Below are 16,722 nucleotides of genomic sequence, written 5' to 3'. Positions count from 1 at the left end.
ACTTAAACGACTAAATTAGGCTTTAAAGCGAATGGTTAAGCCCGTAAATGGCTTTATGAGATCATATGCCTGTAGCTCTTTTATTGTGTGCTTAATCAATCAGCTCTTCTTTTATTGGCGCTGAGGGTCTTTCCACTGACGCTGAAGCCCCTTCCACGGAGGTTGGTGGCTCCGGATTCAGCTCCTTGATCTTTCGGGTGAGCGTATTTCGCCCCCATCCCAGCAACTCTGCAGCATCTTTTTTACGGCCGCCGGTATGGACCAGTGCGGATTCTATAGCAATGCTTTCAAAGTCTGGCACCGCCTGATCCAGAATACCGACATGACCCGCTGCCAGCTCATGATCACACCATTGGCGGAACAGTTGCTGCCAGCTACCATCATTGGTTACCGACCCGGAGATACTGTCCCCTTTATCTATCAACTCGGGCGGCAAATCAGAAACAAGCACTTCCCGACCAGAGGCCATCACCGTTAACCAGCGGCAGGTGTTTTCCAGCTGTCGGACATTACCTGGCCAGGCCAGTGTGCTAATGTAACTGGCGGTTTCCGGATGAAGGACTTTTGGCTCTACTTCAAGCTCTTTGCCAGCCTTATCCAGAAAGAAACGCGCCAGTCCTGGAATATCTTCACGTCGATCCTTAAGCCTTGGCAGATGTACCCGGATAACATTCAGTCGGTGAAAAAGGTCTTCCCGGAACTTGCCTTCTGCCACCAGTTTTTCAAGGTGCTGATGAGTCGCGGCAATAATACGCACATCCGCTTTAACAGGCGTGTATCCGCCCACGCGGTAAAACTCACCATCAGCCAGCACGCGCAGTAAACGGGTCTGGGTATCGGCGGGCATATCGCCAATTTCATCCAGAAACAGGGTGCCACCACCGGCCTGTTCAAAGCGTCCACGGCGCATGCCACCAGCACCGGTAAATGCCCCTTTTTCATGACCAAAGAGTTCAGATTCAATCAGGTCCCGGGGAATCGCAGCCATATTCAACGCAATAAAGGATCGGTCCGCTCGCGGGCTATGGCGATGCAGCGCTCTGGCGACCAGCTCTTTGCCCGTTCCGGATTCACCATTAATCAATACGGTGATGTTGGAATGAGACAAACGGCCAATGGCACGGAACACTTCCTGCATGGCGGGGGCTTCACCGATAATTTCCGTTGACTCATCTCCTGGTAGGGAGGTCTCCTGCGTCGGCGTTTCAGCCAGTTGCTGCTGACGATGCTCCTGACCACGCTTAACCAACGCCACTGCCTCATCAATATCAAAAGGCTTTGGCAAGTATTCAAAAGCACCGCTCTGGTATGATGATACTGCACTATCCAGGTCAGAATGGGCCGTCATGATAATAACGGGGATATCGGGTTGCCGCTCATGAACCGCCTTCAACAGCTCCAGACCGCTCATGCCCGGCATGCGGACATCACTGATCAACACTGCCGGCTCATTATGTTCCAGCGCAGCCAATACTTTTTCCGGCGCATCAAAAGACTCTGTTTCAATGCCTGCTGAATTGAGGGCACGCTCCAGAACCCAGCGTATCGCCTGATCATCATCCACGATCCAGACTTTCCCGTCCTTCAAGCCATTCAAACTCATACTTCACTCCTGTGATATATCTAGGAGGCTGTCCGAGAACTAGCTATTGAAAAAACGAAAGCTTCAGCATTTTCTTGGCTGATCAAATATTGACCTAAATTTAGCCTGTTTTGGGGTAAAAATTGCGTTTTTTACCCTTTTGCTTGCCTTTATGCTGCCATTTTAAGCCTTTTTGCTTCTTCAAGACGGATTGATCCCGTTGAAACCGATTTGACAATTTTTTTGAAATTATAAGCACTGCAGACCAGTGAAAATTCTCCAGCCACTTTTTCCTTACCCCGGACACTGAACCCTCTGAATCCTGAGTTCTTGATTTGGCCAAAAGGCGGTTCCGCAATCACCTTGCGACGCTCATAAACCGCTTTGGCCTCTTTGGTTTCCATTTTGCGGTTCATCGCCTGGCGTATGGCTTCGTGGCGGTCTGTGCGAATCACTTTCCCCGGGTCTTTGTTGTCGTCACCACTGCACCTTTTACGTAACGGGCAATCCCGGCAGATATCTTTACTGACGCGGTAGCTTTTGTGTTTTGCTTTGCTAGCCGTGTTATAAATCAGCTTCTCACCGGCAGGGCAGGTAAAGCTGTCGTCTGCTTCATGGTAAATAAAATCCGCTTTGACAAACTTTCTGTCAGAGTCTTCCAGTCCCTCTGTTGCAGGCTTCTCCTGTCGATCCGTAGCCATGTAAGCGTCAATGTTCGCATCATCAAACGCTTGCAGGTTGGGCCCTGAGTAATAGCCATTATCCTCACTCATTTTGCCAATGGACGCGTTATCTGTTGCTTCTGCAATGGCTTCAAGTGCAGGCTTTACTTCCTGCTTGTCATTGGCATGCTGGCTGATGTGCTGGCCAACAATGATACCATTATCGCTGTCGACGCTGATCTGGGCGTTATAACTGTACTGATAGCCACTGCCTTTTTTACCCATGATCCTGGCATCATGATCAGCAAAGCTGATTTGCTTTTTGTCGTCTATCGGCTTATCGGGATTCAGGGCCTGTTCCCGTTCTTCAAGCGCTTTTTTGGCCTCCTGGATTTTCTCTAACCGTTCCTGCTTGAATTGCAAGTCTTCAGGAATGCTGTAGCCAGTCTCCTGCTGATAAGCATCGTCCTCTTCACTGTCACTGGTTTCGGCTTTTTTAATCAGGGCCTCAACTTCAGCCATTAATTCAGCTTCTTTGGCCTTAAGTCGTGCGTAGCTCATGGCCTTATGCTTTGATGAGTCGGCTTTGAATTTGGAACCATCAAGAGCGATGTGGCCCAGCGAGGCCATCTGTAGTTCCCGGGCGAGCAGCACGCTCTGTTTGAAACTGCTTTTAAAAAAGGTGGCCTGGTTTTTACGAAAGTCACTGAGCACCCGGAAATTTGGGCAGTGCTGTTTGGCGATATACATGAAAGCCAAGTCCTGATTGCAGCGCCGTTCAATCTCCCTGGAGCTGAACACACCATGGCTATAGGCATAGATCAGGATCGATATAATCAGTCGTGGGTGGTAGGCATTCTGGCCAAGATGGTGATACTGCTTTTCCACTTCAGAGGTGTCGATATGCTTGAAGATATCTTCAAAAACGAAGCAATCATGATCTGGTGGCAGCAGGTCGAAGATGTTCGATGGGAACATCAGGTGCTGGTCAAAATCAGCAGGGTTATCTTTGAATTTGATTGATGACATCCGTTTCGGCAACAATAAAGTGGGCAGAAGATGCCTGATTATACTTAATCAGGCTATTCTCGGACAGCCTCCTAGGAGGCTGTCCGAGAATAGACTGCCCTACTGCGGTGGCAGCAAATTGGTCTAAAAATTCCGTTTTGTTCGGCAAATAGCCCCGCTATTCACCTCACAAAACGAAATTTTTATCCTCAATTTTCTGCCATCCTCGCTACGGGCGCTATTCTCGGTCAGCCTCCTAGCGATAGCGGTTCTCTGATTATGGGTAAGAACACGTTAAAAATGGTTTCGCCCGGCTTACTCTCACACTCAACCAGCCCCTGATGCAGGCTGATGATTGACTGTGCCATGGGTAACCCCAGACCCGTTCCATCGGCACGACCACTGATCATGGGGTAGAAAATATTATCGATCAGATCAGGAGGTATACCTGGCCCGTTATCAATAATTGATAAGTGACAAACCAGCCGCTGCCGCTGGGTACCGATGGTAAATTGCCGGGCAATACGGGTTCTCAGCGTGATCCGGCCTTCACAACGGGGCATTGCCTGATCAATGGCCTGCATGGCATTGCGCACCAGGTTCAGAATGGCCTGTATCAGCCGTTCAAAGTCTCCCGGTATGTCGGGAATACTTGGGTCATAGTCTCGCTTGAGTCTGAGTTCTCCACCGGTTTCGGCATTGATTAACTGGATTACCCGTTCAAGTACTTCGTGAATATTCAGGTCTGCCATCTTCGGTGGCTGCAGCGGACCCAGCATCTGGTCGACCAGGTCACGCAGCCGATCCGCCTCCCGGATAATAATATCGGTGAATTCGTTAAGCCCCTGGTCATCCAGTTCCCTGGCCAGTAGCTGAGCCGCACCACGAATACCACCAAGGGGGTTTTTCACTTCATGGGCCAGCCCCCGCACCAGGATTCTGGAGGTTTCCTGTTTGGCTATCAGCGACTCTTCCCGTGAAATTTTCTGGACCCGATCACGGGGATTGATTTCCAGAAGCAGCCTTGCTTCCCCGCAGTTGATCGGTGAAATGCTGTAATCCACGTTAATCATCTCACCATTGATGGGAAAGTCGGTTTCCCGGCGGGTAAACTGCTGATTCTGTCCAAGACTGCGATCCAGGTCTGCCTTGAAGTTTTCTTCAGGAATCACGGTAGTTACCGGCTGGTTCAGAACCCTTTTCAAACTGGTATCCAGCAGGTTTTCTGCCGCCGGATTCAGGGTAACCACCCTGAACTCCTGATCGAGCACTATCACCACGGTATTCAGGTGATCCAGAACAATGTTTTGCATTGTTCCTGTTTCAGGGGTTGTCTCTACTAAAGAGCCCGATAAAAGCTGCTTCATGGTCAGGTCTTGTTATTACGTTTATACCCGTAGCTTTTGGGTATATCGTTCATTTTTGAAGAAAATGGCATCGAGTATTGTGAAAGCAAAATTCAAACCACCCTGGATAGAAAACCAGACTTTTTGCAACTAAACGTCCAAGCGGCCTGAGGTTCAATTTCTCCAGTCCATGCCAATGTAAACCACTCAAAAGATGTTTAAACGATAATTCCGGCTTATTAACTTTCAATTGCACCATAATAGTGCATTCTGATCATCAGAGCATCAGGTTTATGGCGTTTAAGTTAGAGGCAATTTTGTGGTTGAAGGGGAAAACCTGTGGTTCACTCTCCCCCCTTTTTAGTGCCATCAGGAGGCAGGAGGGTTTATAGAGACTGCGGGAGTGTATATGGTTCGGTGTACATGGATCGTATTGCTGGAAGACTTAATAACGTTGGCCTGGTTATCAATGATCTCCACAGTAAGGTTGTGGGTTCCACGATCTACATTCTTGAGTTCAAAGGTTAACTTTCTCCGGGACTCTCCTACAACCTGACCATTAAGCAGCAGGCGCACTTTGTGACCCGCAAGGATTTTTGGCGCTGTCGCAATTTTTACCATGAAATTTTCCTGGGTACGCACCGTGGCATCATCGGCTGGCTCTATAATCTCCAGGCTGGAGTAAAGCTCTCTGCTCGGTTTTTGAGCAGATTTTAATGGTTCAGGCTCACTCCCCGGTACTGGAGAAATTGGCGTAATCGGGCGTAACTTGACCTCTTCACTGGGCTGATCTGCAGGGCGCGAGTCAGTAAAGGTCACATTTCCGTCCTTATCCACCGTTTTATAGATAGCGCCAAAAGCAAACTCCATGGATACCAAAGGCAGAATAACCGCCAGAAAAGACCGAACCATTACCTCTTTTATATTCATGAGCCTCTTGCCCCGGATGAAGTTTTACACGACCTGTATCGTGTTGAACACTGGTTAGCTTAATAGTTACCAATACTTTATAACAGGGAATAACAGGAAAAACATACTGCAATTGCTTCCCGGTAACTGGTGCTGCGTTACCCTGTCCATTACATCCGTAAAGTCGTGTATTTACGGGATGCCATCTATTCCCGGATACAAAAAAGCCAGAACTTTTGCCCTGGCTTGAGGTGAAACAACAGATTATTCGGTCGCTAAAAGTGCTTTATACAGGCGCCTTAGACAGAATAGTACAGATCAAACTCTACCGGGTGAGTTGTCTGGCTGACAGCAAGACACTCTTCCTTCTTGAGCTCAATGTAACCGTCGATCATGTCGTCTGTGAATACGCCACCGGCGGTCAGGAACTCACGATCAGCGTCCAGGGCAGCCAGGGCTTCTTCAAAACTGGCACAAACCGTTGGGATCTCAGCGGCTTCTTCCGGTGGCAGATCGTACAGATCCTTATCAGCCGCATCTCCGGGGTGGATCTTGTTCTTGATACCGTCCAGACCAGCCATCATCAGGGCAGCAAAAGCCAGGTATGGGTTGGCAGTCGGGTCAGGGAAACGTACTTCAATACGACGGGCCTTAGGGCTGTTAACGTAGGGAATACGGATAGAAGCAGAGCGGTTGCGGGCAGAGTAAGCCAGCATAACCGGAGCCTCAAAGCCCGGAATCAGACGCTTGTAGGAGTTAGTAGACGCATTGGCAAACGCATTGATCGCCTTGGCATGCTTGATAACACCACCGATGTAGTACAGGGCTTCTTCAGACAGACCTGCATAGCCGTCACCGGCAAACAGGTTTTCACCGTTCTTGGACAGAGACATGTGAACGTGCATGCCAGAACCATTGTCGCCTACCAGTGGTTTCGGCATAAAGGTAGCCGTCTTGCCATAGGCATGAGCAACGTTATGAACCGCGTACTTCAGAATCTGAACTTCGTCTGCCTTCTTTACCAGGGTGTTGAATTTAACACCGATTTCGCACTGACCGGCAGTTCCTACTTCGTGGTGATGAACTTCAACGTCCAGGCCCTGTGCTTCCATGGCATCGCACATGGCAGCACGCAGGTCATGCAGGGAGTCAACCGGTGGCACCGGGAAGTATCCGCCCTTAACTTTTGGACGGTGGCCAATGTTACCGCCTTCAAATTTGGCGTTGGAAGACCAGGCAGCTTCTTCAGAGTTAACCTCGTAAGAAGCACCGGAGATGTCAACACTCCACTTAACGTCGTCAAAAACAAAGAACTCTGGCTCAGGACCAAAGAAAGCAGTGTCAGCAATACCGGTGGACTTCAGATACTCTTCAGCACGCTTGGCAACAGAGCGTGGATCACGCTCATAACCCTGCATGGTGGACGGCTCAACGATGTCACAACGCAGGTTCAGAGTGGCAGCTTCAGTGAAGGGATCGATGGTCGCTGTGCTGTCATCTGGCATCAGAATCATGTCGGATTCGTTAATGCCCTTCCAGCCGGCAATAGAGGAACCGTCGAACATCTTGCCAACTTCGAAGAATTCGTCGTCTATTTCACTGATGGGAATCGATACGTGCTGCTCTTTACCCTTGGTATCGGTGAAACGCATATCGACCCATTTAACGTCATGTTCCTTAATCAGGCTAAGAGTCTTCGACATTTATTATTTCCCCTCTAGAGGACAAGAAAACCGGACAAAAAAAACCGGGCAAACACCGCACTGGCAACGACTGTGTTCAGATCAGGCGGTTTACTGATCAATCTCTTTGCTTTCAGGTCTCATCAACGAGCAACAGCTAAAGAAATACGCTTGTTGAAGCGCGCGCAATAACCATGCCATATTCTGCAACCTTAATCAGATGGGATGGACAAAAAAGTATTCTTCAATGAAAAGTCTGAAAAAAGGCAAAAAATGAGCAGGAAAAGACCGGAAAACAACCAAATACCAGATCAGTTCACACCGTTATTGTTCGCCTTATCATCTTCAGACTACTCAAAGTACACCCGTTCTCAGCTCTCACGCACCTGAACGATGTACGACACCGCGAGATCTGTAAGAAGTCCACCCGATACGGTGCAAGAAAAAACAGAAATGCACCAAATAAGTGCAAGCGGTTTTTGAAACACCTATCTGACAAAAAGCGACAGACAGTGTACCCCCTTTGAAAAGGGATTTGCAGCCTTACTTATCTACATAAAGGTAAACACTGGGCAACGCTCATTTAAACCCGTTCTCAGGAGTATCCAGCAGCGTGCTTTAAGGGTGCCAGAGTACCCGGTTATTCGGTATAATGTGCCATTAATTAATGGTTATGTTATCCGCCCTACCTGCCCGGACTATCCAGCCAGCTTTTTATTACTCAAGCTAATCCCCAAACTATTCCTCAAGGTCTCCTGATCCATGAAGTTCATCATCAAACTGTTTCCGGAAATCACGATTAAAAGTGCCCCGGTAAGAAAACGCTTTATCAAAATGCTGCGAAAAAACATTCGCACCATTCTTAAGCGCGTGGATGAGAATATCGATGTCGCGGGTGTATGGGATCATATTGAAGTCACGACCAGTAGCAATGATGGGATCCTGGTGGCAGAAGTTGGTGACCTGTTAAGCCATATTCCGGGGATTGCCTACTGGCTGCAGGTTGCAGAACACAAGCTGGTCAGCCTGGACGATATTCTGGAAAAAGCCGTCGAGGCTCATTCAGAGACACTGGCTGGCAAAACGTTCTGCGTTCGCTGCAACCGGACGGGTAAGCACGATTTCCAGTCCATTGAGGTAGAACGATTTGTCGGAGGAGGCCTTAACCAACAGACCGAGGCCAGTGGGGTCAGCCTTAAAAATCCTGACATAACGGTTCGTATTGATATCAGGAATGACCGCTATTTTATGACCCAAAAGCGGGGAGAAGGTCTGGGTGGCTATCCCCTGGGGTCTCAGGAGCCGGTTCTTTCCCTGATTTCCGGCGGTTTTGACTCTACGGTGTCGAGCTTTCTGACCATGAAGCGTGGCATCCGAACTCACTTCTGCTTCTTCAACCTGGGTGGGCATGCTCATGAACTGGCAGTAAAAGAAGTGGCTTTTTACCTGTGGAACCGCTTTGGTTCTTCTCGCCAGGTTAAGTTCATTACCGTACCCTTTGAAGGCGTTGTTGAAGAAATACTGACCAAAGTGGACAACGCCCAGATGGGCGTTATTCTCAAGCGGATGATGCTCAGGGCAGCCAGTAAGGTGGCCGGCGAGATGGAGATGGCTGCGCTGGTCACTGGCGAAGCTATTGGTCAGGTTTCCAGCCAGACACTGCCTAACCTCGCGGTAATTGACTCGGTTACCGATGCCCTGGTGCTCAGGCCTCTGATTACCATGGATAAGCAGGCGATCATCGATATATCCATACAAATCGGTACTGAGGAGTTCGTTCGTAATATTCCGGAATACTGTGCGGTTATCTCGAAAAACCCTACAACCCGGGCCAGGGAAGAGAAAATTACCGCAGAAGAAGAACGGTTTGACTTCGATATCCTCGAAGAGGCTATCCAGAGCCGGAGAGTGGTCTCTATCCACGATATCATTGCGGACGACCTGACCCGGGAAGAAATTGAAGTAGTTAATGAGGTTCACCAGGGTGACGTGATTATCGACATTCGTCACCCGACAGAAGAAGAGATAAAGCCATTTACCATGCCCGGGCGAGAGGTGGTGACCATTCCTTTCTATCAGCTTCGCACTCGCTTCCCTGAGCTGGACAAAGCCCGTCATTACCTGCTCTACTGCGAAAGGGGTGTCATGAGTCAGCTGCATGCCATGCACCTTCGTGAAGAAGGACATGAAAATGTTGGGGTCTTCAACCCAAAGGCTGAACAATAATTGTTAACCACAACACGCTTTCCGAGAGTATTATGGATCAAACTGGAGTAAACACCGATGAAGCTGGCCTTGATAGCTGCAGTGGCAGATAACAATGTAATTGGCATCAACAATAAAATGCCCTGGTATCTGCCGAGAGACCTGCGCTACTTCAAGGCCGTCACCATGGGGAAACCGGTCATCATGGGCCGAAAAACCTTTGACTCCCTGAGCAAGCCTCTGCCTGGCAGAACCAATATCGTTATTACCCGGGATAAAGACTGGCAACATGATGGAGTAAACGTAGTCCACAGCCTGAATGATGCGATTGCACTGGCTGAAGCGTTGATCATGGCGGAGGCTCCCGCTCTGACCAACGGGAACGAAGAAATCATGATCATTGGTGGCGAACAGATTTATCGACAGGCGATTGACCGGGCTGACCGGCTTTATCTGACCCGGGTGTGTCAACGTTTTGACGGTGATGCCTTTTTCCCGGATATCAGCCGACAAGAGTGGCAGGAAATCTCCCGGGAGGATGTTAAATCTGAAGATGATCAGCCACTGACACACAGTTATCTGGTGCTTGATAAGGCCTGAATGTCAGAGCATAACGCTTTTTCTTCCTTCTCCCCTCAGGGCATAAGTTCCATCTCCTGCTACCTCTGAGGCAGGAGACGTAGCCACTCTCAGGTTCAATATGAAAACACTGATTGTCTATATTTAACTGAGCAACCGGTTAAGTTTCAGGAAGCAGGGAAAAGCTACCTTTTGTCTGTCCTGTTTGCTGGGCAGACGAGTTTTTATTTTTATAAATATTTATTAAACAAAACAACCTTTAAATAAGGGTTACCATTAGGGAATGGGGAATGCCTCGTATACCATCATCAGACCATATATCTTCGCGCAGCGCAGGACATCCCCTATCCGATCATGGTAAGGGTCAACACGCCAGTAAAGTCGGGGGGGAAGCGTCAACAGCCACTATTCAGAAGGCTGAGCATATTGAATCGAAATATTGGCACAATCGTTTAATTTCTTTCTGCAAGAAAACAATAAACAGCATTATTCACCCCCCACCCTCAATAAAAGTAAGTGAACTGGTTGACGACCTCACAAAACACAATCCTAATAACCCGCAGAAAGTGCTTGCTGCAATAAAGCTGCATACTGGGCGATCCGTCAAACTGCATCGGTCAGACGATGGCCGATTGGGTATTTCGGATGGAAAAGTTGCTATCAGTACAGAAACGATAGAAGCTGTCATCAAATCCTCTCAACTCAGTAGCATGGACATGGCCTATGAGTATTTGCGTAAAGGAGAAATATTACCTGAAGGTTTCCTGCAACAAATAATCCTGCCGCATCTCCATAGGAAAATTCATCTGGCTATTCAGTATGAAAAAAAATCCGGGTTACCAGCGACTCAACAACAATTTCAGGGAAGACAGCAGTATGGTGTACATCCCGAACAACAATACCAATATATTAAAGATTTATTAAAAAAGGCGGGAATAGCCGATGAAAAATCATTTACTTTTGAACGAATGCTTGAATTTAAAAAAGCATTGAGAAACAACCTGGTCCTGCCTATTGAGGAACAAAAATCAGTGACAGGTAACAAAATACACGTTACCGACAATGCAGCAAGCAATCATCGGCAGCTACCTTCTCCTCCACAACTATCTGAGCCGAGGAAGACAGATCACTTTATTGAGAAAGAAGACTGTAAACATATTCAAAAACTTGCTTCAGGAGAACGTTTTTTCTCAAAGATACACATTACAGATGTTGGCAACAGAGTTAAGAGAACACTTTTGCGCAACAAACTAAATCAGATTTTAATTTTCTGTGGTCTTGTCGCCGGTGGCATTCTCACAGCTATTTTTCCACCCGCTGGAATGGTCATCGGTATCGCTGTTGCTGTCGGACTGGTCTCTGATATTGGCTATCTCGTTTTTTGGTCTTCTGGCACGGCACTCTGGCGTAGAGTCAGGATGGTCAGAGGACTTAAACAAATCAAAAAATTTGCTGATTTTGATCATGCCAACTTTGATAAAGCAAATGATCAAAAAAGAAAAAAACTAATAAAGAAGCTTCGTTATCGATGTACATATAAGACCTTTACACAGATATACAATGCTTATGCTGAGCTAGAAAAACAAGCGATCAAACTAAAGAAAATGGCAGAAAAAGAACACAAGACAATTTCAGAGTCTATTGCCTTAGAGAAAGAGAAAGCACTGTATTTTAAACGAAGGAAAAAGCTGAAAGCCAATTTATTTTTCTTTGACAAGCTTATTGAGAATGTAGTTATCAGTCGAACTATCCTTGAAAATCGGCATATAGAGGATCTTCAAAACCTATGGGATTCAAAATTCAAAGATATGCCTCATGAAAAAAGGGAAGAACTGTTCAAACGTGTTTCCAGAAATAAACAGTTAATGATTCACGGTCATCAAATTAAAACAAGTAATGATAAGTGGATGCAACGAATTATCCCACACTGGATGAGTCGTGACAGCAGCATTGCAGATCAGCCAGATCTTGATAATTCCGCTATTGAACCCCAAAAAGTATCTACTGCTTTTAAGTCTGCCGGAGTTTTGAAAGGGATGACTCAGGGGTATTTCTATAGTCAGGTCAAAGGCACGTTGTATTCTAACGTAGTGAAAATTTTCAAGATAGCTGTGAAAAGAGGCAATACTATCGATATAACCCCGGCAGCTCCCAAGATTACTTTAAATGGTGCCTTGTGCTTTGTGGCTTTATTTTTTGCTGAAATGGCTGGTGATCATGCAAATACAAAAATTAATGAAAAGCGAATGGCCAAAATAATCAAAAGGCAGCCTGATTATACAAGACAATTGTTCGGCAAACGATTAAGAACTGGACGAGAAGAAGTTGCCACACTGCGCTCACTGGCCAAGCGACAGGTGGAACCAATGGTTGACCATTTGCTCCAGTCTATAAAATCAATGGAAGAAGTTGGCAATAGCCTGGAAGAAGCCAAACAGCGAAGTGAGCTTCTCAACAAAAAGCCGTTTGGGGCGATGAGTGATGAAGAGGCTGCCATAATTATCCTTAAACATGCAGCATTGCAACAGTTGCTTGATAAAGAAATTAATAGTGCATTCGGTACATTCCATCGCGTAGTTCAGGAAAAAACTTCCAACTGGCATAGAAAAATAGCCAGAACACTGATTGATAATAGTAAACAGGTTATTTCTGTGGCATCTGAAGGCCAGGAGCGCAGCCACACACTACAGACAGCCCAGAGCAGGGAAACGCCTGATCTCTATCATCCCTCCCACCATGAAATTCAGCACTTGTCATCAGAGGATTTCTTACAATCTCTCCGGGACCGCCCCTGTGGCCGTCTGATTATCAGATTTCGCAGAGGAGAAATATCTGAAGGTCTGGCGCTCAAGGAAATCAGAGAACTCGATAGCCTGGATGATCTGCATGACTTAAGAACCTGGATTGACAAGGCACAAGAAGAAGCAGGTTACCGGAAGCATAAAGAGGCTCTTAAACTGTTTGGTAGTGTGGTTGCTTATGTCATTGGTAGTCAATATAAGTCTTCCCATCCACCTCAACACCCAACTGGAAACCAGCGTCCGATTGATCCGGTTTAGCCCCGGCCTGGTCAGTTCCGTTCACAACTCGATATCTGCCCAGATGACCAAACTTTACGCCCATAGGTTCGGAAAACAACGATACGAACCGGTAGTTATACCAACCTATAATCGACAGACTATCGATAGGAGAACACAGCCTTATGTTTGTACGTCGTCTGTTGGGTGCACTGTTGGTATCCACTCTGGCCATGCCCGTTATTGCTGACAACACACTGGTGCTGCCCGAGAAAACAAAGCTGCTGGTACTTGATGGTAAGGATGCCAATGAACTAAGCAGCAAGAAGGATCTTTCTCTTGGCAATGGCCGTCATCAGTTGGTATTTCAGTTGAAAACGCTGGTGCGGGAAGGTGGTGACACCAAAATGTTTACCACCAGTCCCTATATCATGACATTTAATCTGTCTGGTGATCAGACCTACACCATCAATGCCCCAACACTGAAAACGGCAAGAGATACCAATAAACTGTCACAGTCGCCTAAGACTCAATTCTCAATTACCAATGCCAAAGGCCAGACGATTCCCTTTGAGTTTAGCGTTCTTAACAAATCTGGCTTGTTAATCGGGGGAGACACGGTTGAGGATATTCAGAAGTTTAACTTGTCTGATAGTCCGGCTGCTGTTCGGGAAATGGCTGGAACTGTTTATATCGCTACCCCGCAAGGCATTTCATATCAGGTTGCTCAGCAACCACAACCTGCTGTCATGCCAGCGTCGGCAACGGCTCAACCAATGAGTGAAAGCATGCTTCAGTACTGGTATAACCAGGCAGATGAGACGACCCGTGAACGGTTCCTTCAATGGATCTCTGAAAGCGAGAAAACCGGAAAGTAGTCCGCCCGGTTTTGGACTCGTTTACTTTGCCCATTTTCATCACTACGTGTTATTTGTCACCTGAAGATGATAATAGGCTTTCCTGTGAAACAGGAGGCAGGGTTCTTAACAGTTAACCTATCGTTTTCATAAGAACCTTTGACTGCCTTTTCGGGTTATATTTTGCTTTCAGCTCTGCTGGTAAATCCTCATAGGCCACTTCAGCAAATTCTCGCTCAATAAACCAATGGGTAGTCTGGGTTGTCATGACGTAGATTTCGCTCATGCCCTGTTCTTCCGCCAATGCTTCAATATGCGCAAGCAAACGATCACCGCGTTGTGCTTTGCGATATTCAGGATGAACGACAACACAGGCAAGTTCCGCTCTGCTGATACCATTTTCATAGTACGGATGAAGAGCAGCGCAGCCAATGATCATGCCATCCAGCAAAACAACACTGAACAGCTTTATTTCCCGCTCCAGTTCTTTTCGGGAGCGACGGCGCAGTATGCCTTTTTCCTCAAAAGGATGGATCAGTTCCAGAATGCCACCCACATCCTCAATGGTTGCACCACGGACTTCTTCATAGTGATCTCTGGAAATAAGCGTGCCAGCACCATTACGGGTGAATAGCTCCATCAGCAGTGATCCATCATCCTGGTAGCTGATAATCTGAGCCCGCTCAACACCATGGGAGCAAGCGATAATCGCAGAGGAAAGCAGTCTTCGGGACTCACCAACCTGCGACTCAAGCGCTTTATTGGCGTCATGGGGAGAAATTCTACTGATCAGATTACCCTGATGATCAATAATTCCCTGCTGTTCAGCATAAAGTATCAGTTTTTCAGCTTCCAGACTGATTGCGGTCCGGGTAGCCACTTCCTCTACTTCAATATTGAAGACCTCTCCGGTCGGAGAAAGCCCGAGGCAGGAGAGTAAGACTACATAGCCACTATCCAGCAGATGAGCAATCGCCTGACTGTCTATCTTTCGGACTTCGCCAGTATGCTGAAAGTCGATACCATCCAATACTCCCAGGGGTTTGGCAGTCACAAAGTTACCACTGACAACCCGAATCCTGGCACCATGCATCGGAGAGTTAACCAAGCCTACCGAGAGCCTTGATTCAATCAAGGCTCTCATATTTCCTACTGCATCCTTGACACACTCAAGGCTCTGCTTATCCGTAACCCGTCGTTCATTATGCGGTCTTCCATTGCCTGCTCCGCCTTGATGAATAACCGTTTTAATACCCCGCTCACGTAATCGTTCATCAATCTGGGGCCGGGCACCGTGCACAAGTACCAGTCGGACACCCAGGCTGCTCATCAAAGCAATATCACTGATGATGTTACCCAGGTTCGGGTGAGCCAGCGTTTCACCACTGAGCATGATCACAAAGGTTTTACCTCTGTGGGCATGAATATAGGGTGACGATTGACGGAAAAACTTCACGTACTTTTCGGCGTTGTCTGCTGAATTATCCTTTTTTTTCACGCAAGCCACACTTGTTTACTCATTATAAAGCAGCCCTGAGAATGATAGGCTCAGGCTAAACGAACATCATGTACTTCATCTGCTCAAGACAAGCAGTACTGTCTGATCAATGACTTCAAAACCTCAATCATTGGGTTTATTCGATCATGAGAGAGGTATTCATCTGGCTGGTGCGCCTGATCGATATCACCCGGACCCAATACCACGGTATCCATGCCCAGTTGGCTAAAAAATGGAGCCTCTGTACCAAATGCAACACTTTCTGCCTGATGTCCTGTCAGCTTCTCACAGGCGGTAACCAGCTCCGAGTTCTCCATACCAGCAAAAGCTTCAATAGCAGGTGTAATCGACTCGAGTGAAATCTCAACCTGATCCGCTTCAGCAATGGGCTTAAGCCTCTGACGAATTTGCTGTCGAAGTTGTTTACTGTCCATCCCCGGCAACATACGAATATCAAAGTCCAGCTGGCACTGCCCACAAATCCGGTTGGGATTGTCACCACCATGAATACAACCCAGGTTCAAGGTAGGGGTAGGAATGGTGAAGCCATGATTCTGATAACGCTCTGCCAGTTCTGCACGGAACTGCACCAAGTCAGTGATCACCTTATGGGCGGTCTCCATGGCATTTCGGCCCAGTGCCGGATTACTGGAATGGCCTGATTGCCCAAGGATCTGAATGCGCTCCATCATAATGCCTTTGTGCATATGAACCGGTCGCATCCCGGTAGGTTCTCCAACCACAGCATACCGCGCTTTTGGTCGACCGAGTTCAGCCAGTGCACGAGCACCATTCATAGAAGACTCTTCATCAGCTGTGGCCAGAACGATCAATGGTGCTGTCAATGGCGTGTTCAAGTACTCCCGAACAGCTTCCATTACCAATGCAAAGAAGCCTTTCATATCACAGACTCCCAACCCATAAAACCGGCCATCTCTTTCTTCCAGAGTGAAGGGAGAGCTTTTCCAAAGGTTGTCATCGTAAGGAACCGTATCCGTATGTCCGGCAAGCACCAAACCTCCCGGGCCACTGCCCAGGGTTGCAATCAGGTTTGCCTTGTGTGGAGCCCGGGGCAGCGGTTGAATCTCACACTGAAACCCCATCGCTTCAAACCACGCCGCCAGCTCATTGATCACCGGCAGGTTACTCATGTCCAGATCAGGAAGGGTTGAGCTGACCGAAGGTATCTCTATCAATCGTGAAAGTGCGTGCAATGTTGGATGATGGCTGCTCATAACCCTGATTATCACCGTCTACTGAAGGGAATATCTATTGATGATAAACAGGGCAAGCCTTCTTGGAAACCAAATCTGTCTTAACCTAACCGTAACTATTCAGCACTGAGCAAAGGCATATTACAGTAATTCCGAACAGCTC

The 16,722-nt window shown here is 47.5% G+C and carries 11 protein-coding genes; 4 read left to right on the top strand and 7 right to left on the bottom strand.

Translation table 11 applies throughout. The features are described from left to right. Positions 1 to 91: 91 nt before the first annotated feature. The 5 genes from glnG to glnA all read right to left on the bottom strand — a co-directional run bounded on the left by glnG (position 92) and on the right by glnA (position 7,210). Positions 92 to 1,603 (bottom strand): nitrogen regulation protein NR(I), encoded by a 1,512-nt coding sequence (glnG, locus tag MJO57_RS02200; RefSeq protein WP_252022604.1) that lies wholly within the window; start codon positions 1,601 to 1,603, stop codon positions 92 to 94. Positions 1,604 to 1,752: 149 nt separating this feature from the next. Then, positions 1,753 to 3,273, bottom strand: coding sequence for an IS1182 family transposase (locus MJO57_RS02195; RefSeq protein ID WP_252022603.1), 1,521 nt, complete (start codon positions 3,271 to 3,273; stop codon positions 1,753 to 1,755). A 227-nt stretch (positions 3,274 to 3,500) separates the two neighbouring features. Further along, complete coding sequence (gene glnL, locus MJO57_RS02190; protein WP_252022601.1) at positions 3,501 to 4,565, bottom strand: nitrogen regulation protein NR(II); 1,065 nt, start codon at positions 4,563 to 4,565, stop codon at positions 3,501 to 3,503. 402 nt (positions 4,566 to 4,967) lie between these two features. Further along, complete coding sequence (locus tag MJO57_RS02185) at positions 4,968 to 5,510, bottom strand: DUF4124 domain-containing protein (protein WP_252022599.1); 543 nt, start codon at positions 5,508 to 5,510, stop codon at positions 4,968 to 4,970. A gap of 296 nt (positions 5,511 to 5,806) precedes the next feature. Then, a complete protein-coding gene (gene glnA / locus MJO57_RS02180) occupies positions 5,807 to 7,210 on the bottom strand; it encodes a glutamate--ammonia ligase (protein WP_252022597.1) in 1,404 nt (467 codons plus the stop codon). A gap of 741 nt (positions 7,211 to 7,951) precedes the next feature. On the opposite strand from glnA, the gene thiI reads away from it, so the two are divergent. From thiI to MJO57_RS02160, 4 genes are all read left to right on the top strand, one after another. Next, entirely contained in the window at positions 7,952 to 9,415 is a 1,464-nt protein-coding gene (gene thiI / locus MJO57_RS02175; protein WP_252022595.1) for a tRNA uracil 4-sulfurtransferase ThiI, read from the top strand. A 57-nt stretch (positions 9,416 to 9,472) separates the two neighbouring features. Beyond that, positions 9,473 to 9,994, top strand: a complete 522-nt coding sequence (locus MJO57_RS02170; protein WP_252022593.1) for a dihydrofolate reductase — start codon at positions 9,473 to 9,475, stop codon at positions 9,992 to 9,994. Between the two features lie 269 nt (positions 9,995 to 10,263). Then, the gene (locus tag MJO57_RS02165) at positions 10,264 to 13,032 is read left to right on the top strand and encodes a hypothetical protein (RefSeq protein WP_252022590.1); all 2,769 of its coding nucleotides are present in this window, start codon (positions 10,264 to 10,266) and stop codon (positions 13,030 to 13,032) included. Between the two features lie 143 nt (positions 13,033 to 13,175). Further along, a complete protein-coding gene (locus tag MJO57_RS02160; RefSeq protein WP_252022587.1) occupies positions 13,176 to 13,868 on the top strand; it encodes a DUF2057 domain-containing protein in 693 nt (230 codons plus the stop codon). A gap of 112 nt (positions 13,869 to 13,980) precedes the next feature. Here the strand turns inward: MJO57_RS02160 and argA are convergent, their stop codons facing one another. Next, on the bottom strand, positions 13,981 to 15,345 hold the full coding sequence (gene argA / locus MJO57_RS02155) for an amino-acid N-acetyltransferase (protein WP_252026908.1): 1,365 nt from the start codon (positions 15,343 to 15,345) through the stop codon (positions 13,981 to 13,983). A gap of 83 nt (positions 15,346 to 15,428) precedes the next feature. Then, positions 15,429 to 16,580 (bottom strand): acetylornithine deacetylase, encoded by a 1,152-nt coding sequence (argE, locus tag MJO57_RS02150; RefSeq protein WP_252022585.1) that lies wholly within the window; start codon positions 16,578 to 16,580, stop codon positions 15,429 to 15,431. Between the last annotated feature and the right edge of the window lie 142 nt (positions 16,581 to 16,722).

The organism is Endozoicomonas sp. SCSIO W0465, assembly GCF_023716865.1.
Classification (GTDB): Bacteria; Pseudomonadota; Gammaproteobacteria; order Pseudomonadales; family Endozoicomonadaceae; genus Endozoicomonas.
This window is presented reverse-complemented; position numbering and strand designations above follow the sequence as displayed.

Bases quoted from the DNA above. Each gene is read 5' to 3' on its own strand.
- glnA (WP_252022597.1), bottom strand. From the start codon at position 7,210: ATGTCGAAGACTCTTAGCCTGATTAAGGAACATGACGTTAAATGGGTC.
- MJO57_RS02170 (WP_252022593.1), top strand. From the start codon at position 9,473: ATGAAGCTGGCCTTGATAGCTGCAGTGGCAGATAACAATGTAATTGGC.
- thiI (WP_252022595.1), top strand. From the start codon at position 7,952: ATGAAGTTCATCATCAAACTGTTTCCGGAAATCACGATTAAAAGTGCC.
- MJO57_RS02195 (WP_252022603.1), bottom strand. From the start codon at position 3,273: ATGTCATCAATCAAATTCAAAGATAACCCTGCTGATTTTGACCAGCAC.
- MJO57_RS02185 (WP_252022599.1), bottom strand. From the start codon at position 5,510: ATGGTTCGGTCTTTTCTGGCGGTTATTCTGCCTTTGGTATCCATGGAG.
- MJO57_RS02165 (WP_252022590.1), top strand. From the start codon at position 10,264: ATGCCTCGTATACCATCATCAGACCATATATCTTCGCGCAGCGCAGGA.
- MJO57_RS02160 (WP_252022587.1), top strand. From the start codon at position 13,176: ATGTTTGTACGTCGTCTGTTGGGTGCACTGTTGGTATCCACTCTGGCC.
- glnG (WP_252022604.1), bottom strand. From the start codon at position 1,603: ATGAGTTTGAATGGCTTGAAGGACGGGAAAGTCTGGATCGTGGATGAT.
- glnL (WP_252022601.1), bottom strand. From the start codon at position 4,565: ATGCAAAACATTGTTCTGGATCACCTGAATACCGTGGTGATAGTGCTC.
- argE (WP_252022585.1), bottom strand. From the start codon at position 16,580: ATGAGCAGCCATCATCCAACATTGCACGCACTTTCACGATTGATAGAG.